18 protein-coding genes are annotated in these 16,430 nt (G+C 66.7%); 3 read left to right on the forward strand and 15 right to left on the reverse strand.

Annotated elements, in window-relative coordinates; translation table 11 throughout:
* Position 1 precedes the first annotated feature (1 nt).
* Positions 2-766: a sulfite exporter TauE/SafE family protein gene (locus tag L1965_RS05070; RefSeq protein ID WP_235755323.1), complete on the reverse strand. Its 765-nt coding sequence runs from the start codon at positions 764-766 to the stop codon at positions 2-4.
* A gap of 180 nt (positions 767-946) precedes the next feature.
* On the opposite strand from L1965_RS05070, the gene L1965_RS05075 reads away from it, so the two are divergent.
* Positions 947-2,554 (forward strand): acyl-CoA dehydrogenase family protein, encoded by a 1,608-nt coding sequence (locus L1965_RS05075; RefSeq protein ID WP_439332049.1) that lies wholly within the window; start codon positions 947-949, stop codon positions 2,552-2,554.
* A gap of 76 nt (positions 2,555-2,630) precedes the next feature.
* Positions 2,631-3,101, forward strand: coding sequence for an META domain-containing protein (locus L1965_RS05080; protein ID WP_235755324.1), 471 nt, complete (start codon positions 2,631-2,633; stop codon positions 3,099-3,101).
* A gap of 32 nt (positions 3,102-3,133) precedes the next feature.
* Here L1965_RS05080 and recO read toward each other — a convergent pair whose 3' ends face one another.
* From recO to L1965_RS05150, 14 genes are all read right to left on the reverse strand, one after another.
* Positions 3,134-3,853, reverse strand: coding sequence for a DNA repair protein RecO (recO, locus tag L1965_RS05085; protein ID WP_235755325.1), 720 nt, complete (start codon positions 3,851-3,853; stop codon positions 3,134-3,136).
* A 9-nt stretch (positions 3,854-3,862) separates the two neighbouring features.
* Positions 3,863-4,306, reverse strand: coding sequence for a VOC family protein (locus tag L1965_RS05090; protein WP_235755326.1), 444 nt, complete (start codon positions 4,304-4,306; stop codon positions 3,863-3,865).
* A 225-nt stretch (positions 4,307-4,531) separates the two neighbouring features.
* A complete protein-coding gene (gene rarD / locus L1965_RS05095; RefSeq protein WP_235755327.1) occupies positions 4,532-5,470 on the reverse strand; it encodes an EamA family transporter RarD in 939 nt (312 codons plus the stop codon).
* A 44-nt stretch (positions 5,471-5,514) separates the two neighbouring features.
* Positions 5,515-6,693 (reverse strand): Hint domain-containing protein, encoded by a 1,179-nt coding sequence (locus tag L1965_RS05100; protein ID WP_235755328.1) that lies wholly within the window; start codon positions 6,691-6,693, stop codon positions 5,515-5,517.
* A 96-nt stretch (positions 6,694-6,789) separates the two neighbouring features.
* Positions 6,790-7,125, reverse strand: a complete 336-nt coding sequence (locus L1965_RS05105; RefSeq protein ID WP_235755329.1) for a DUF1491 family protein — start codon at positions 7,123-7,125, stop codon at positions 6,790-6,792.
* On the reverse strand, positions 7,118-8,035 hold the full coding sequence (gene era, locus L1965_RS05110) for a GTPase Era (protein ID WP_235755330.1): 918 nt from the start codon (positions 8,033-8,035) through the stop codon (positions 7,118-7,120). Before era ends, L1965_RS05105 begins: the two co-directional genes overlap by 8 nt.
* Positions 8,032-8,721 carry a ribonuclease III gene (gene rnc, locus L1965_RS05115; protein ID WP_235755331.1) on the reverse strand — a complete coding sequence of 230 codons (690 nt, stop codon included), beginning with the start codon at positions 8,719-8,721 and terminating at the stop codon, positions 8,032-8,034. The genes era and rnc overlap by 4 nt, the downstream gene beginning before the upstream one ends.
* Positions 8,718-9,512 carry a signal peptidase I gene (lepB, locus tag L1965_RS05120; protein ID WP_235755332.1) on the reverse strand — a complete coding sequence of 265 codons (795 nt, stop codon included), beginning with the start codon at positions 9,510-9,512 and terminating at the stop codon, positions 8,718-8,720. Before lepB ends, rnc begins: the two co-directional genes overlap by 4 nt.
* 85 nt (positions 9,513-9,597) lie before the next feature.
* On the reverse strand, positions 9,598-10,011 hold the full coding sequence (gene acpS, locus L1965_RS05125) for a holo-ACP synthase (RefSeq protein ID WP_235755333.1): 414 nt from the start codon (positions 10,009-10,011) through the stop codon (positions 9,598-9,600).
* Between the two features lie 58 nt (positions 10,012-10,069).
* Positions 10,070-10,537 (reverse strand): hypothetical protein, encoded by a 468-nt coding sequence (locus L1965_RS05130; RefSeq protein WP_235755334.1) that lies wholly within the window; start codon positions 10,535-10,537, stop codon positions 10,070-10,072.
* Complete coding sequence (locus L1965_RS05135; protein WP_235755335.1) at positions 10,534-11,268, reverse strand: pyridoxine 5'-phosphate synthase; 735 nt, start codon at positions 11,266-11,268, stop codon at positions 10,534-10,536. Before L1965_RS05135 ends, L1965_RS05130 begins: the two co-directional genes overlap by 4 nt.
* A gap of 28 nt (positions 11,269-11,296) precedes the next feature.
* Positions 11,297-12,130: a 4-(cytidine 5'-diphospho)-2-C-methyl-D-erythritol kinase gene (locus L1965_RS05140; RefSeq protein WP_235755336.1), complete on the reverse strand. Its 834-nt coding sequence runs from the start codon at positions 12,128-12,130 to the stop codon at positions 11,297-11,299.
* A 9-nt stretch (positions 12,131-12,139) separates the two neighbouring features.
* Complete coding sequence (locus L1965_RS05145) at positions 12,140-13,969, reverse strand: tetratricopeptide repeat protein (RefSeq protein WP_235755337.1); 1,830 nt, start codon at positions 13,967-13,969, stop codon at positions 12,140-12,142.
* 88 nt (positions 13,970-14,057) lie between these two features.
* Positions 14,058-15,713 carry an electron transfer flavoprotein-ubiquinone oxidoreductase gene (locus L1965_RS05150; protein ID WP_235755338.1) on the reverse strand — a complete coding sequence of 552 codons (1,656 nt, stop codon included), beginning with the start codon at positions 15,711-15,713 and terminating at the stop codon, positions 14,058-14,060.
* Positions 15,714-15,956: 243 nt separating this feature from the next.
* On the opposite strand from L1965_RS05150, the gene greA reads away from it, so the two are divergent.
* Positions 15,957-16,427 carry a transcription elongation factor GreA gene (gene greA, locus L1965_RS05155; protein WP_235755339.1) on the forward strand — a complete coding sequence of 157 codons (471 nt, stop codon included), beginning with the start codon at positions 15,957-15,959 and terminating at the stop codon, positions 16,425-16,427.
* Positions 16,428-16,430 lie beyond the last annotated feature (3 nt).

Raw genomic sequence — 16,430 nt, forward strand, 5'->3', positions numbered from 1 at the left:
GTCATTTCCAGAAATCGAAGGCGCGGCGGACAAGGTTCAGGCCGGTCAGCACCAGCAGCACCAGCGTCCAGCGCCGAAACTGCACCACATCCAGCCGGTCCTGCAAGGCAAAGCCCGCCATCATGCCGGTCACGGCGGGCAGGCACAGCACCGCCGACAGCGGCAGCGTGTGCGCGTTCAGCACGCCCGAGACCAGATGCGCCGCAAGCAGAACCACCGCTCCCAGCAGGAAGACGACGCCCTGCACGCGCACCTGCTCGCGCTTGTCCACCCCCAGCGACAGCAGCAGGACAATCAGTGGTGGACCCCAGATGCCCGATATTCCCCCGTATAGCCCGCCGATGACACCGCTTCCGATCTCGGCCCGGCGACGGTGATGCACCGGCAACGCCAGCGGCCGCCCCGACAACTGCCAAAGCGCGAACAGCACGATCGGAAACCCCAGCAGCGCAAACATGATCCCCTGCGGGATGGCGCGGGCGAACCCGGCCGAGACGCAGATGAACACCAGCACCGTTCCGATATGCCAACGGAAGCGCAGGACCGATCCCCATGCCTCGCGCCGCCCCTGCCGGAACGCCTGCTGGCCATTGGTCAGCAATGTCGGAAGGATCAACGCGGCCAGCGCGGTTGTCGCAGGCAGGAACGACCCGAATGCCGACAGCATGATCATCGGCATGGCAAAGCCGACCGCGCCCTTGACGAAGCCCGCAAAGCCGGTGATCGCCACCGCCGCCCAGAATTGCCAGATCTCAAGACCGAACATGGACGCACGCTATGATGCACAGCGCGCAAATGAAATGCAGCTTGGCGAGGATCGGGACATCCACGCAGCGATGTTCAATGCAGGACACTTTCAATCCCAAAACAAGCTTTTCGCGCATCATAGTTGCGCTGCGGCTGCGAAAGTTCTAGCTATGCTGCATTGCCGCAAGAGGACGAATCGATGAAAGACATGCCGCATCACGCCGAAACCGTCCTGTCAGAGATCGAGGATCTTCAGAAACGCGCCACCGATGCGCTGCGCGCCCTGGTCGCGCCCGACGGCAAGACGGATGCCGCCGCGCTGGAAACCCATCAGCGCGCCGCACACGCGCTTGCATGGCTGGCGACCTATACCGAGGCGCTCAAGCAGCTTTCGGCGTGGTCGGGCCGGGTGTCCGGCGAGATGGAGGAATTGATCTGCCGGATCGGTCTGGGCGAATACCTGACCCAGATCGCCGGTGGCATCATGATGAGCCAGAACGAATTTGCGCGCCTGTCCGATCTTGGCATCGACTGGCAGCCTTCCGAGGCGGCGCGCGCGCTGATGGCTGCCAATACGCCGCAGGCGCGCGCCCGGCTCGCACAGCTTATGGCCGAGAGCCGCGGCAGCGCGACCTTTGGCACATCCGGGCTGGACGAGGATCTGGAAATGATCCGCGACCAGTTCCGGCGCTGGACCGACGACAAGATCGTCCCGCATGCCCATGATTGGCACCTGAAGGACGAACTGATCCCGATGGAGATCATCGAGGAACTGGCCGAGCTGGGTGTCTTCGGGCTGACCATTCCCGAGGATCTGGGCGGCCTTGGCATGTCCAAGGCGGCGATGGTGGTCGTCTCCGAGGAATTGTCGCGCGGCTATATCGGCGTGGGCAGCCTTGGCACCCGCAGCGAGATCGCGGCCGAGTTGATCATCGGCGGCGGCACGGACGCTCAGAAGCAGCATTGGCTTCCCAAGCTCGCCAGCGGAGAGATCCTGCCCACCGCGGTCTTTACCGAGCCGAACACCGGCAGCGATCTGGGCAGCCTGCGGACCCGTGCGGTCAGGGACGGCGACAACTGGAAGGTGACCGGCAACAAGACCTGGATCACCCACGCCGCGCGCACCCATGTCATGACCCTGCTGGCCCGCACCGAACCCGACACGACCGATTATCGCGGCCTGTCGATGTTCATCGCGGAAAAGACCCCCGGCACCGATGAGGCCCCGTTCCCGACGCCGGGCATGACCGGCGGCGAGATCGAGGTTCTGGGCTATCGCGGCATGAAGGAATACGAGCTTGCCTTCGACGGGTTCGAGGTCAAGGGCGAGAACCTGCTGGGCGGCGTCACCGGCCAGGGCTTCAAGCAGTTGATGCAGACCTTCGAATCGGCCCGCATCCAGACCGCCGCCCGTGCGATCGGCGTGGCTCAGAACGCGCTTGAACTGGGCCTGCAATACGCGCTGGACCGCAAGCAGTTCGACAAGCCGCTGATCGCCTTCCCCCGCGTCGCCGACAAGCTGGCGATGATGGCTGTCGAGATCATGATCGCCCGCCAGCTGACCTATTTCAGTGCCTGGGAAAAGGATCACGGCCACCGCTGCGACCTCGAGGCCGGCATGGCAAAGCTGCTGGGAGCCCGCGTCGCCTGGGCCTGCGCCGACAACGCCCTGCAGATCCATGGTGGCAACGGCTTCGCGCTGGAATACCAGATCAGCCGGGTGCTGTGCGATGCGCGGATCCTGAACATCTTCGAAGGCGCCGCCGAAATTCAGGCACAGGTGATCGCAAGGCGGCTGTTGGGCTGATCCTCTATGGGCTAGAGTGCTGGAACCGCGACGGAATTATCGCGTTCTGTAGTGATTCGCGCCTGAGGAGAAGCCGATGCCCGCATTATCCCGCCCCCGCCTTGCTCTGGTCAGCCTTGTTGCCATGATGGGGCTTGCGGCGTGCGAACCGGTCGCCACGGCGACGCCGACCGGGGATGACCTCGGCTTCATCCCGGGTGGAAGCTACGTGCTGGTGGGCATGGATGGCAAGACCGTGCCGCTGCGCAACGTGACGCTTCTGGTCGAGGAACAGCGCCTGTCGGGCCAGGGCCCGTGCAACAGCTACTCGGCCGCGAACAACGCATCCCTGCCCACCGTCGCACTGTCGCCGATCATCTCGACGAAGATGGCGTGCAAGGACCTGGAGCTTGAAGACCGCTTCCTGTCGGTGCTTCAGCAGGCCAGCGAGATGGAATTCTATGGCGGCGTCCTGAAAATCAAGTCGCCCTCGACCTGGCTGATTTTCGAACACGGGGTTCGGGCCAGCGGTGCCGACGCGCTGGAACGCGCCCGCGCCAGCCAGTAGCCGGGTTTCGGTCCGCCGCCACGTGCCGCCGGCTACGGCGAATCGAGGCGGCGCAGCAGCCGGGCGCGCGCAGCAGGCAGGGGCCGGCCCACCAGTTCGCGCGCCAGCCGGGTCTCGAGGAAATGCCCGGTGATTGCCAGGCCCTCGGCCAGTCCGTTGCCACGATTATCCCCCGCCCCCCCCAGCAGCGCGGGCAGCGGAAACAGTCGCTCGGCCCATTCGCCGGCCGCACCCCGGCTGACAGCACGGCCGGATCGCGGGCTGACATAGGCCAGCCCCTCGGTCGCCCCGGTCACGGCGCAGCTTTCCAGGTCAAGACCGAACCCCATTTCGTGCAGCAGCCGCATCTCCCATTTCAGATAGAGGCTTCCCCATTCCCCGCCTGCCTCGATCGCGTCCAGAAGCGCCTCGGTCCTGGCGACCAGCGCGGGGTGCGGATCACGCTCTGGCAAGGCAAAGATCAGCAGCGCGCAAATCGCGTTCAGTCCCGCCAGCCCCAGAGGATCGGTCAGGAAGCCCGGGCGCAGCCTCACCGGCTCGACCGAGAAATGCCCAAGCTGATCGTCCGACCGCGCCCGCCAGCGCAGATCCAGACGAGAACCGGGTTGCAGCATTGCCGCCCGCTTTCGTGACGCCCCGCCGGGCACAAGGCCTGCATGCCGACCGTGCTGGGCTGTCAGAACCTGGATGATGACGGCGGTCTCGCCATGCGCCCGGCGCGAGATGACGGTGCCTTCGGCGTGCCATTCCATCGCGTCGCCTCAGTCCCGCGCATCCGGCAGCGTCAGCGAGCCGTCATCGGCAAGCGGCCAGAACGGATTTGTGGCGATTTCCCAGACATGGCCTTCGGGATCGGCAAAATATCCGGAATAGCCGCCCCAGAACACCTTTTCGGGGCGTTTCAGGCAGGTCGCGCCCGCATCCAGCGCCGCCTGAAACACCTTGTCGGTCTGGGTGTCGTCAGTGCAGTTCTGAGCCAGCGTCACGGCGCCCGTTCCCAGATCCGCCGGGTCACGTCCCTGATCGGCGGCCAGATCGTCCCGGCCGAACAGGGCAAGAACCGCGCCGCGCATCTGGTAGAAGACGACGCCGGGTTGCGATGCCGGGTGCGCCCTCCAGCCCCATCGACCGTAAAACTCCCGGGCCCGATCAAGATCGGTGACGCCAAGCGTGATCAGTGTCACGCGTTGCACGGAATGGGTCATCTGGCGCGCCTCCCTGGAACCGTGCCAAGGCTGGCATCCGCCGGCCGCAGGGGCAAGCCAAGCTTTCTGCGCCAACGTCCAGGGTCAGTGCGGCCCCGGCTTTCTCGGCAGACGCCTGGCCCGGCGTTCAAGGGCGCGCCGCGCACCGGCGCCAGAAAAGCCGGAACGGTCCCGCCCACGATTCCGCGCAAGCGCGATTCCCGGGCTGGCCGACCATCGGGATGCCTACTGCATGCGTTGCGTGACGGCCTGGCTGCGACTGCGGCGGCGCGCGCCGGCCTCGCGCAGCAGTGTCACCGAATAGATCGCAAGCGCCGCCCAGATCAGCGGGAACGCGATCAGCCGCGGCAGGCCCAACGGCTCGCCGAAGATCAGCACGGCGCACAGGAAAATCATCGTCGGCGTCACATATTGCAGGATGCCCATCGTGGACAGGCGCAGCAGCTTGGCGCCGTTCGCATAGAACAGCAGCGGGATCGCGGTCACCGGGCCGCAGCCCAGCAGCAGCAGCATGTTGCCTTTCCCGCCACCAAGGAAATGGCCCTGCTCGGTCACCGCCAACCAGCCCAGATAGGCCAGCGCGATCGGACACAGCAGCAGCACCTCGAGCGTGAAGCCCTGATTGGGACCCAGCGGAAGGCTTTTCTTGAAATAGGCGTAAAGCCCCCAGCTGAGGGTCAGGATCACGGCCACCAGAGGCAGGCGCCCCGCCTGGACCGTCAGGATGACCACCGCCGCAAAGGCCAGCGAGATGGCCAGGATCTTGGCGCGGTTCAGTCTTTCGCCCAGCAGCAAGCCCCCCAGCAGAACGCTGAAAAGCGGATTGATGTAGTAGCCAAGCGCGGCGTCCAGCGCGTGGTCGTTGGTGATCGCCCAGACATAGGTCAGCCAGTTGATCGAGATCAGCGTCGCCGTCACCGCGGCCATCGCCAGCAGCCGGGGCCGGCGCAACGCCGCCGCGACATCATCCTGCCGACGCTGCCACAACAGCACAGCCGCCACGATCGGCAGCGACCAGATCACCCGGTGCGCGATGATTTCCGCTGCCGGTATCTGCGACAGGGCCTTCATGTAGATCGGCAGCAGCCCCCACAGACCATAGGCCGCCAGCGCAAACGCCAGACCGCGCGGCGAATCGCCGCTATGTTGCTCGGGGCCCATCATCAGAGTTGCATATGCTGCAATATCCGAGGACGCCAGAGGCGGAATCACTGGGCTGGCAGCAAGGCGACCTTGTTGCGCGCGTGACGGCGGGCCAGATTGCGTCCCTGCCGGCCCGGCACAAGCGGTCTTGCCGGTGGCACCGATGGTTGTCCAGGCTCTGCAAGCTGCGGAAAAAGCGCCAGCAGTTCGGCGCGCGCCGTCGGCTCGACCGCGCGCAGCGCCTGAGGTCCGGGATACAGTGCCTCGGCCGGCGCACCATGGGCGAACACCACCTCGTGCCTGTCGCACGCGAAATGCCAGTAGTCGACCGGCGCCGTTCCCGGTCGCGCCAGGATCCCGGGCAGGCCGCAAAGGTGGCGGGCGGCGACCAGGACCTCATCGGTGCCGAACATCCGGCGCGCGATTTCGGACCGCACCAGCAGACGGTGCTGCGGCGACACCAGCAGGTCCCGTCGCGGCAGCCCCGCCCCAAGCGCGGCTTCAGCGATATGTATCGGCCTCAGTTGCGGCATCGCGGCCAGCAGGCCTGACCCGACCCGGCGCCGGGCGATCCAGCGGACAGGCTGCAATCCGCGATCCCGGGTCACGACCAGATCACCGACCCGCAGCGTTTCGACCGCAACCTCGCCCGTGGACGTGGCGATGGCGGTTCCGGCCGCAAAACAGATCACCGCGCCATTGCGGTTCAACCGCGCGTTCGTCCCGGCGCCGCTGGTCAGAAAGCTGGCGCTGGTCTTGAACTGGCCAAGATTCGGCGTCCCGATCAGCGTGTCGCCATCGATCAGCGTCAGCACGCTGCCCGTCGGACAAAGCCCCGCCGGTCCTTCGACATAGCGCCCCGCCTCGGCGTCCCACCCGCGTGAGATGCTGACCCCGACCGGCACGTTGCCGATCGCCAGCCAGGTCGCCCGGAAATGGAGGCCGCTGGAGGGCTCCAGAAAGATCATCTCGAAATCGGCCTCGACATTCGCGCCCGCCGCGAAGCTTGTGCCGTTCAGCGTCACCGCCGCGTCAAGCCGCGCGCCGCCATCGTCGGGATAGTCGTCCGCACCGTTCGGCATGGCGGTGGTGACCTGAGCGGTCGCGCGGCTGGCGAAGGACACGGTGTCGACACCCGTCTTGCCGCCCGATCCGATCTCGCCCTCGGACTGGCCGGTCTTGCGAAACAGAGCATGGGGATCGATGACCGAAGCCCACTCGATGATGGAAAAGGTAAAGGCCATGCACCCCCCGGCTTGCACAAGACGCCGCGGGCATCAGAGGCCAACAAGGTTAACGGAAGATTAAGGCAACACCCGAAAATCCGCGCGGCGATCGCCTCAGGACAGGCCCGGCTCGTCCAGCAGGGTGCGGCCGTCGCGGCTTTCGATCTCGATCACCCACAAATCGGGATCGACACCCCGCTGGCGGCGGATCGCCTCGTCCACCTCGCCCTCGGGTCCGTCGGCGGCCAGCCGCCAGGCGCGCCGGTCGGTCTGGAAATCCCATTCGCGGGCGTAAAGCAGTGCGCTGCCGTCCAGCCGCGCGCACTTGACCAGCACCGCGCCCGCGGTGTCGTCGCCATGCGCAAGCACATAGGCGGGGATATCGGCCAGCCTCAGCCGCGTCAGATAGGCCGAGACCCAGATCCCCGCAGCCAGCCTTGGCTCAGCCATCGCCGTCGCGGAAATTCAGGCCGATCTCGCCATAGCGTTCGGCCTCGTCCTGCCAGTTCTCGCGGACCTTCACCTGCAGGAACAGATGGACGCGTCGGCCCATGAATTCCTCAAGATCGCCGCGCGCGGCCTGTCCCACGGCCTTGATCGTCTCGCCGCCCTTGCCCAGAACGATGCCCTTGTGTCCGGGGCGCGAGACATAGACGACCTGATCGACGCGGGCGCTGCCATCCTTGCGCTCTTCCCAGGCTTCGGTCTCGACCGTCAACTGGTAGGGGATTTCCTCGTGCAGGCGCAGGGTCAGCTTTTCGCGCGTGATCTCGGCCGCAATCATCCGCATCGGCAGATCGGCGATCTGATCCTCGGGATACAGCCACGGCCCCTCGGGCAGGCGCGCGGCCAGCCAGCCGGCCAGATCATCGCAACCATAGCCCTTCTCGGCCGAGATCATGAAGCTGCGTTCGAACGGATAGGCCTCGTTCAGCTTCTGCGACAACGCCAGCAGCGCCTCGGATTTCACCCGGTCGATCTTGTTGATGACCAGCGCGACCGGAGTCTGGCGGTCCAGCGCCTTCAACTGGTCGATGATCGCCTGCGCCCCGTCGGTCAGGCCGCGATGCGCCTCGATCAGCAACAGGATGATGTCGGCATCGGCCGCCCCGCCCCATGCCGCCGCGACCATGGAGCGGTCAAGCCGACGGCGCGGCCGAAAGATGCCCGGCGTGTCCACGAAGACGATCTGGCTGGCATCCTTGATCGCGATGCCGCGGATCCGGGCGCGGGTGGTCTGCACCTTGTGGGTGACGATACTGACCTTGGCGCCGACCATCCGGTTCAGCAGCGTGGACTTGCCGGCATTCGGCTCACCGATCAGGGCGACAAAGCCCGCGCGGGTCGTTTTCTCGGTCATGCACGGCCCTCCAGCCGGTCCAGAAGCGCCCGTGCGGCCTCCTGTTCGATACTGCGTTTCGTGCCCGCCCCACTGGCCTGCGCCTCGCGGCCATCCTCGATCCGCGCGGTGATGTGAAAGACCGGTGCGTGGTCGGGACCGCTGCGCGCGGTCTGGTCATAGACGGGGGGCGGCATGCCATTCGCCTGTGCCCATTCCTGCAATGCGGTCTTGGCGTCGCGGGGATCGTCCTCGAGGCTGTCCAGCCGGTCCTGCCACAGCCGCAGGATGACCCGACGCGCGGCCTCGAAGCCTGCGTCCAGATAGACTGCGGCGATCACCGCCTCGATCGCGTCGGCCAGCAGCGCCTCCTTGCGGCGGCCGCCCGACATCATCTCGGACCGGCCCAGTTTCAGCACCTCGCCCAGACCGATCTGCCGGGCCAGCGCGGCGCATGTCTCGCCCTTGACCAGCGCGTTGTAGCGCGGCGCAAGCTGGCCCTCGCTGGCGGACAGATCGGCATGAAACAACGCCTCGGCCATCACCAGCCCCAGAATTCGGTCACCCAGGAACTCCAGCCGCTGGTTGTCGGGCCGGGTCCCCGAGGCAAGCGAGCCATGCGTCAGCGCACGGATCAGCAGTTCGGGCCGCGCAAACTCGTGCCCCAGGCGATCCATGAAGGCGCGTATGTCCGCGCCGGTCTTCAATTCACGGCCTTGAGGAAACGATCGGCCCGCCATGTCCAGAAATACAGCAGCGACCGGCCCGCCGACGAGAACATGATCCGGTCCGCGCGGCCGATCAGGTATTTCGCCGGCACGAAGCCCAGCCCGCCGACCTGCTGGGGAAAGCGCGAATCCTCGGAATTGTCCCGGTTGTCGCCCATGAAGAAATACTGGCCCTCGGGGACGGTGAAGGTCGGCGTGTCGTCGGCGACCCAGCCATCCAGGATGTTGAGGACATCATGGCTGGCGCCGTTCGGCAGGGTTTCCGTGAAGCGCGGCTTGACGCATTCGCCGCCCTGCGGCACCGGATCGTTCGCGCAGCGCGGGATCAGCCCCTGCGGCCCCTGTTGGTCCTTGATCTCGATGAAGTCCCCCGCGGGCTGCACCGGCACCTCCTCGCCGTTGAGCCACAGCCGGCCGCCCCGCATCTGGATGGTGTCGCCCGGCAGGCCGATGACGCGCTTGATGAAATCGACACCGCGGACCGGATGGCGGAACACCACGACATCGCCGCGCTCGGGGTCGCTGCCAAGGATGCGCTCGCTGATCGGACACAGCGCGAACGGGCACGAGACGGCCGAATAGCCATAGGCCATCTTGTTGACGAACAGGAAATCGCCGATCAGCAGCGTGTCCTTCATCGAGCCCGAGGGGATCCAGAAGGGCTGGAAGAACAGCGTGCGGAAGATGCCGGCGATGACCAGCGCCCAGAAGACCGTCTTGATCGTCTCCCAGATGCCTTCCTTCTTCTTGCCTGCCGTGCTGTCGGCCATGTCGCTGTGTCCTTTGGCTGCGTGGCACCGGGCCGCGTTTGTCGAGCGTGTTGGTGCGCTTCATGGTCCCCTGCGGCGCACAAAGTCAAGCAGGCGGGGCAGCGGCCGGCCTCGCCTCGATGACGACGAAAGCCTGCGCCCAGGGGTGATCGTCAGTCAGGGTGACATGCACGATGGCCAGATGGCCGGGCGGCGTCATCTGCGCCAGCCGGTCGGCGGCCCAGCCGGTCAGATGCATGACGGGCTGACCGGTGGGCAGGTTGCTGACCGCCATGTCGCGCCAGGAGATGCCCATCGCAAGCCCGGTCCCCAGCGCTTTCGAGCAGGCCTCCTTGGCGGCCCAACGCTTCGCCAGAGTTCCGGCCTCGTCCCTGCGGCGCGCCGCCTTGGCAAGCTCGGTCCGGCTGAAGACCCGGTTGCGGAATCGGTCTCCGAACCGGTTCAGCGTGGCCTGAATCCGGTCGATATTGGCAAGATCGGTGCCGATCCCCAGAATCATGCGCCCGGCCGCACGGACAGGACAAGCCGAAAGGGGATGCAGGGCCGGCGTTCGGCCATCAGTCGAAACCCTGAAAGCGGACCTCGCCGGTCTGCTGGTCGATCCTGATGGCCACCAGCGCCCAGCCCGCCTGCGGCCCTTCGCCGGTCTCCATCCGAATCGGCATCGAGATCGTCAGACCGGTCGCCGGATCGTAGCTTGCCGTTCGCTCGGCAAATCGGATCTCGGCGAAACCGATATGGGCGGCGGTGGCGACCAGATGGCATTGCCGGGCGCCCATCTCGTCCCGCGGCGGATGCAGGATGGCCAGTTGATACGCGGCCGCGGCGGGCTCGATCAGGTCGATCAGGGCGATCCGCACCGCGCCGTTGGCATAGCTGGCGGTATTGTCCTCCCAGGGCTCGACGATCGCATCAAGCTCCATTCCTTCGGGGCAGGGAATGGCAGGCGCCGACGCCGTGGGGTCCAGCGCCATGGCCGGCGCGGCACCCAGCGCAAGCGCCGTGACGATCTGGCGGATCATCATGGTCGCGCCTCGTCCATGCGTCGGCGCATTTCGCGGATCGCGTCGTCCAGCCCGGTAAAGACCGCCTCGGAGATCAGGAAATGGCCGATATTCAGTTCCATGACCTCGGGCAGCGCGGCGATCGGGCCGACCGTATCGAAGGTCAGCCCGTGGCCGGCATGGACCTCAAGGCCCAGGCCGTGTGCCAGCGACGCACCCTTCGCCAGTCCGGCCAGTTCGGCGTCGCGCTCGGCATGCCTGGCTTCGGTGTCCAGATCGCAATAGGCACCGGTATGCAGTTCAACCACCGCCGCACCGATCCGGGCGGCCGCCTCGATCTGGGCCGGTTCGTGCCCGATGAACAAAGAAACCCGGCAGCCCGACTCGCGCAGTGGCCCGATGTAATCGGCCAGCTCGCTTTCGCGCCCGGCGACGTCCAGCCCGCCCTCGGTCGTCCGCTCTTCCCGTTTCTCGGGAACGAGGCAGACGGCGTGCGGGCGATGCCGCAGCGCAATTCGTTGCATCTCGGGCGTCGCGGCCATTTCCAGATTCAGCGGCAATTGCAGATGCGCCATCAGGGCGTCGATATCGGCATCGCTGATATGGCGGCGATCCTCGCGCAGATGGGCGGTGATGCCGTCGGCCCCGGCCGCCTCGGCCAGTCGGGCGGCGCGCAGCGGGTCGGGCCAGGGCGAGCCGCGAGCGTTCCGGATGGTGGCGACGTGGTCGATATTGACGCCAAGGCGCAGCATGGGTTCCTCCGCTGAATTCGCGGGCAGTCTAGCGAGGCCCGGGCGGCGGTGCCAGTTCGGAAGCAACCGCCCACCATCCATACTGTCTCAAGCAACTCGCGGCCCTGGCAGCGCGGTCCGCACTGTCGAAAAATCCGAAACACGTGGCGCCGGAACCGGACATCCGCGCGAACAAGGCGCCGGTCGCGGCCAGCGCGTCCAGCACCTGCCCGATTGCCGGCGCAAGCCGGCAAGCGGGGTCCTGAAGGTCGTTGCGCGTGTCGCGCAACCACAGGATCAGCCGTTCCGAATCGGCGAACCGCGGAATCGCCGGCAAGGGCGCGTTGTCGCGCCGCGCGAGCGCTTCAAAGACCTGCGGTGTCGAAAGGCCGATCCCGGGATTGACCAGCACCAGCGGCACCGGCGGCAGGGCCGGCAGCTTCGTCACGATCTCGCCCGTGCCCTGCATCCGGGCGGGGGCCGACAGCAGGCAGACCGGCACATCCGCGCCCAGCATGGCGGGCGCTGCGGGCAGCGCATGACCCATCCGCGCAAGCCCGCGCAACACGGCGGCGGCGTCCGCCGAACCGCCGCCGATGCCCGAGGCGACCGGCAGCCGCTTGTCCAGCGTGATCGCGGCATCCGCGCCCGCCAACCGGGCGGCACGCAGGCACAGATTGCCCTCGCCCGCTTCAAGACCTGCCGCGAACGGCCCCGTGATGCGCAACGACAGCGGACCCGGCGACAGGTGCAGCCGATCGCCCACACCAGCGAACGCCACCAGGGAATCCAGCAGGTGATAGCCATCGGCGCGACGGCCGGTGACATGCAGGGCAAGGTTCAGCTTGGCCGGGGCAGGCTCGACCACCTCCGCATCAGGCATCGGTCGGCGTCACTCCGAGGCCGTTTCGGCCTGCGCCTGCGGCGGCAGCTGCGTGGTGCCGGCCGATTCCTCTGCCAGCACGGCATCGAGCCCACGCTCCAGCTTGGCGCGGATCCGGTCGGGATCGACATCATCGGTTTCCGACGGGTCCAGCGACAAGGCGCGCTGCCACTGGATCTCGGCCTCGCGGTGACGGCCAACCTTCCAGTAGATGTCGCCCAGATGATCGTTCACCAACGGGTCCGCCGACATGGTGGCGATCGCTTGCTCCATCGGGGCGACCGCCTCTTCATAGCGGCCGAGCCGATAATAGGCCCAGGCCAGCGAATCAAGGATGTAGCCATCGCCCGGGGACAGTTCGACAGCCCTGGCGATCATGTCCAGGGCGCGGTCCAGATTGACGTTCCGGTCGATCCAGCTGTAGCCCAGATAGTTCAGCAGGCTTGCCTGGTCGGGCCTGATCTCGATGGCGGCCAGCAGGTCCTGTTCGGCCCGGTCGAACTGGCCCGAACGCTCCAGCGCGATGCCGCGAGCGTAAAGCGGGAACCAGCGGGCCTGCTGTGGCGCATCCTTCAGCAGCGTCAGCGCCTTGTCATAGGCGGGAACCGCCTGGGCGTATCTTTCCTGCTGGCGCAGCAGATCGCCAAGCGCCACCCAGGCCTGCGACAGATCGGGATAGGCGGCGGTCAGCGACAGCGCGGCCTTTTCAGCCTCGTCCCGGCGGCCGGCACGCGACAGCGCATCGATGCGCGCCAGTTCCGCGACCGGGCGCATCTGACCCATCCGGCGCAGCGCCTCGAATTCCGGCTCTGCCAGGTCGAATTGCTGCCGGTCCTGCAGAAGCTGGGCGACGGTCAGCCGCGCCTCGGCCGTGTCCGGGGACAGCCATGCCGCCAGCCGCGCATGGATCAGCGACAGCGGTTCGGGATCGGCGCTGGACGCCAGCGCCGAGGCAAAGGTCAGATAGATCTGCGCGATGCCGTCGGCCGGGGTCGTGACCACATCGAAGGCCACCGGCTGGTCGGTATCCAGACGGTCCCGCATCGCCTGCAACTGGGGCTCGGCCTCGATGCCGGGCACGGCCTGCAGCAGGCGGACCGCCTCGTCGCGCCGCTCCAGCCGTGCCAGAACCTGGGCCCGCGCCATGAAACCCAGCATATGCGCGCCGGTCGCCTCGTCGGCCAGCAGTCGTTCGGCACCTTCGTAATCGCCGACCATCGCGCGGGCCAGTGCAAGGTGATAGTTCACCATCGGCGCCACCTCGGGATTGGCCGCAAGCGTCTCGAAGGCGGCCAGCGCATCCGATGCCCGGCCCGCGCCCATCAGCGCCCAGGCGCGGACCGTTCCGCCCAGAAGGTCGGTCCGCTCGCCGTGGGCAGCCCGTTCGGGCTGGGCCAGCACGGCGTCCCATTTGCCCTGATGAACCAGGTCGGCCAGGTGGATCATGCCGGACAGTTCCGTCCTGCGCCCGTCGTCCTCCATGTCGGCGGCCAGCTTGACCGCGCGACCGACATCGCCCGCTGAGACCAGCGCGACCAGAGCGCTGTCCAGCAGGTAGCGATCGGTCGGATCATGGGCGACAGCTTGCGCGAAATAGCGCGCCGCGGCACGGAAATCACTTTCCACGGCGGCCATCCGCGCGGCCAGATAAGGCCCCGCCAGCCCGAACATTGGCGGCGCGGGCGCGGGCTGGGCGTCCTCGGGCACGGAGTCCGCCGGCGCGGTCTGCACCTCGTCGGGACGAGGTTCTGGCCGCGGTTGAGCCTGAAGCCCCGCCGGCATGACAAAGGTCAGCAACAGCGGGGCGACAAGGGCCAGGCTCGGGCGGGTCAGTTTCACGGCAATCATCCCGATCTTCACAAATGCGTTGCGACGACCCTAACTGCGGGCAAGGGGCGTCGCAACGCCGCCGGGCTTCGAGCGGCGATCACATGTTCGGGTAATTCGGCCCGTCGCCGCCCTGCGGAGTCGTCCAGTTGATGTTCTGCGAGGGGTCCTTGATGTCGCAGGTCTTGCAGTGGACGCAGTTCTGGAAGTTGATCTGGAATTTCGGCCCCTCGGGGCCTTCCAGCACCTCATAGACCCCAGCCGGGCAATAACGCTGCGCCGGCTCGGCGTATTCGGGAAGGTTCACCGCGATCGGCACCTGCGGGTCCTTGAGCTTCAGGTGGCAGGGCTGGCTTTCCTCGTGGTTGGTAAAGGAAAACGCCACGTTGGTCAGCCGGTCGAAGCTGAGCTTGCCGTCCGGTTTCGGATAGTCGATCGGGGTGAAGTCCTCGGCCTTGCCGGTCGCCCTGGCATCCGACTTGCCGTGTTTCCAGGTCCCCAGCGGGTTCCAGCCGGTCAGGTTCGATACCCACATGTCGAAACCGCCCAGGACCAGCGACGGCCACAGGCCAAGCTTCGACCAGATCGGCTTGACGTTGCGGACGCGCTTGAGGTCGCGGGCGATCTCGCCGCCGCGCACCGCGGCGTCATAGGCCTCCAGCCGGTCGCCCTCGCGGCCTTCGCGCAGCGCGGCGGCGGCGGCCTCGGCCGCCTCGATCCCCGAAATCATCGCGTTGTGATTGCCCTTGATGCGCGGCACGTTGACCAGACCGGCGCTGCATCCCAGCAGCACGCCACCGTCAAAGGAAAGCTCGGGGATCGACTGCCAACCGCCCTCGCTGATCGCGCGGGCGCCATAGGCCACGCGCTTGCCGCCCTCCAGCAACTCGGCGACCATCGGGTGGTGCTTGAATCGCTGGAATTCGGCATAGGGATACAGATGCGGGTTCGCATAGTTCAGGTGGACGACAAAGCCGACCAGCACCTGATTGTTCTCGAAATGATAGATGAAGCTGCCGCCGCCGGCATTCTTGCCCAGGGGCCAGCCCATCGTGTGCACGACCCGGCCCTTGTGGAACTTCTCGGGCGCGACCTCCCAGATCTCTTTCATGCCCAGGCCGAATTTCTGCGGGCAATGTCCGTCGGACAGGTTCAGCCTTGCCATGATCTCCTTGGCCAGCGATCCCCGCACGCCCTCGGCGATGAACACATACTTGCCGTGCAGTTCCATCCCGGGCTCGTATTGGGGCCCGGGCGTGCCGTCGGCGTCGAGCCCCATCTCGCCGGCGACGACGCCCTTCACGCGGTTGCCGTCCCAGACGACCTTGCTGGCGGCCATCCCGGGAAACACCTCGACGCCCAGCTCTTCGGCCTGTTCGGCCAGCCAGCGGCAGACATTGCCCATGCTGACGATGTAGTTGCCGTGATTGTTCATCAGCGGCGGCATCGGCCAGTTCGGCACGCGAATCTCGCCAGATTCGCCCAGCACATAGAAATTGTCGTCGGTGACCTCGGTCGAGATCGGCGCGCCCTTGTCCTTCCAGTCGGGGATCAACCGGTTCAGCCCCGACGGGTCCAGCACCGCGCCCGACAGGATATGCGCCCCGACCTCAGAGCCCTTCTCCAGCACCACGACCTGGATCTCGGGATCGATCTGCTTCAGACGGATCGCCGCCGACAGGCCGGCAGGCCCCGCACCCACGATCACGACATCGTATTCCATGGACTCGCGTTCGATCGGGTTCTGGTCGGTCATGGCGCGGCTTCCTCCTTCGCACTGGCTTTGCCAGCACTAACGCGCCGTTCGCGCGGGGGCAATTGTTTCGCGGCGGCGCAGCAAGCCGAAAACTGCCGGCGGCGCGGATCGCGGGCTTGCAATGGCCGCAAAATTGCGTTCACGATGGCTTTGACGAGATTTCGCGCCCCTGCCATTCCTGAATGGCGGGGGCGTTCGATTAGCGTCGGGACGAGGACCGCACCCCGAAAGGACAGGGCAGCGATGGACAAGATACCAATGACCCGCGGCGGCTATCAGTCGCTGGAACGCGAACTGACCGAGCTGAAATCCCGGGAGCGCCCGGCCATCATCCGCCAGATCGCCGAGGCGCGCGAACATGGCGACCTGTCCGAGAACGCCGAATACCATGCCGCGCGCGAGAAGCAGGGCTTCATCGAAGGCCGCATCAAGGAGCTGGAATCGATCCTGTCGCGCACCGAGGTGATCGATCCCGCCAGGCTGTCCGGATCGGTCAAGTTCGGGGCCACCGTGCATCTGATCGACGAAGACACCGAAGAAGAGCGCACCTACCAGATCGTCGGCGAGGCCGAGGCCGATATCGAGCGCGGTCTTCTGAACCTGCGCTCGCCGCTGGCCCGGGCACTGATCGGCAAGGACGAGGGCGACAGCGTCGATGTCACCACGCCGGGCGGCCAGCGCAGCTACGAAATCATCGCGATCCGCTACGAGTGACGC

It is taken from the genome of Paracoccus salsus (assembly GCF_021556615.1).
Classification (GTDB): Bacteria; Pseudomonadota; Alphaproteobacteria; order Rhodobacterales; family Rhodobacteraceae; genus Paracoccus; species Paracoccus salsus.

What these genes read in the sequence shown, in the direction of transcription:
- L1965_RS05070 (WP_235755323.1), bottom strand. Translation starts at nt 766, where the DNA reads ATGTTCGGTCTTGAGATCTGGCAATTCTGGGCGGCGGTGGCGATCACC.
- L1965_RS05075 (WP_439332049.1), top strand. Translation starts at nt 947, where the DNA reads ATGAAAGACATGCCGCATCACGCCGAAACCGTCCTGTCAGAGATCGAG.
- L1965_RS05080 (WP_235755324.1), top strand. Translation starts at nt 2,631, where the DNA reads ATGCCCGCATTATCCCGCCCCCGCCTTGCTCTGGTCAGCCTTGTTGCC.
- recO (WP_235755325.1), bottom strand. Translation starts at nt 3,853, where the DNA reads ATGGAATGGCACGCCGAAGGCACCGTCATCTCGCGCCGGGCGCATGGC.
- L1965_RS05090 (WP_235755326.1), bottom strand. Translation starts at nt 4,306, where the DNA reads ATGACCCATTCCGTGCAACGCGTGACACTGATCACGCTTGGCGTCACC.
- rarD (WP_235755327.1), bottom strand. Translation starts at nt 5,470, where the DNA reads ATGATGGGCCCCGAGCAACATAGCGGCGATTCGCCGCGCGGTCTGGCG.
- L1965_RS05100 (WP_235755328.1), bottom strand. Translation starts at nt 6,693, where the DNA reads ATGGCCTTTACCTTTTCCATCATCGAGTGGGCTTCGGTCATCGATCCC.
- L1965_RS05105 (WP_235755329.1), bottom strand. Translation starts at nt 7,125, where the DNA reads ATGGCTGAGCCAAGGCTGGCTGCGGGGATCTGGGTCTCGGCCTATCTG.
- era (WP_235755330.1), bottom strand. Translation starts at nt 8,035, where the DNA reads ATGACCGAGAAAACGACCCGCGCGGGCTTTGTCGCCCTGATCGGTGAG.
- lepB (WP_235755332.1), bottom strand. Translation starts at nt 9,512, where the DNA reads ATGGCCGACAGCACGGCAGGCAAGAAGAAGGAAGGCATCTGGGAGACG.
- acpS (WP_235755333.1), bottom strand. Translation starts at nt 10,011, where the DNA reads ATGATTCTGGGGATCGGCACCGATCTTGCCAATATCGACCGGATTCAG.
- L1965_RS05130 (WP_235755334.1), bottom strand. Translation starts at nt 10,537, where the DNA reads ATGATGATCCGCCAGATCGTCACGGCGCTTGCGCTGGGTGCCGCGCCG.
- L1965_RS05135 (WP_235755335.1), bottom strand. Translation starts at nt 11,268, where the DNA reads ATGCTGCGCCTTGGCGTCAATATCGACCACGTCGCCACCATCCGGAAC.
- L1965_RS05140 (WP_235755336.1), bottom strand. Translation starts at nt 12,130, where the DNA reads ATGCCTGATGCGGAGGTGGTCGAGCCTGCCCCGGCCAAGCTGAACCTT.
- L1965_RS05150 (WP_235755338.1), bottom strand. Translation starts at nt 15,713, where the DNA reads ATGACCGACCAGAACCCGATCGAACGCGAGTCCATGGAATACGATGTC.
- greA (WP_235755339.1), top strand. Translation starts at nt 15,957, where the DNA reads ATGGACAAGATACCAATGACCCGCGGCGGCTATCAGTCGCTGGAACGC.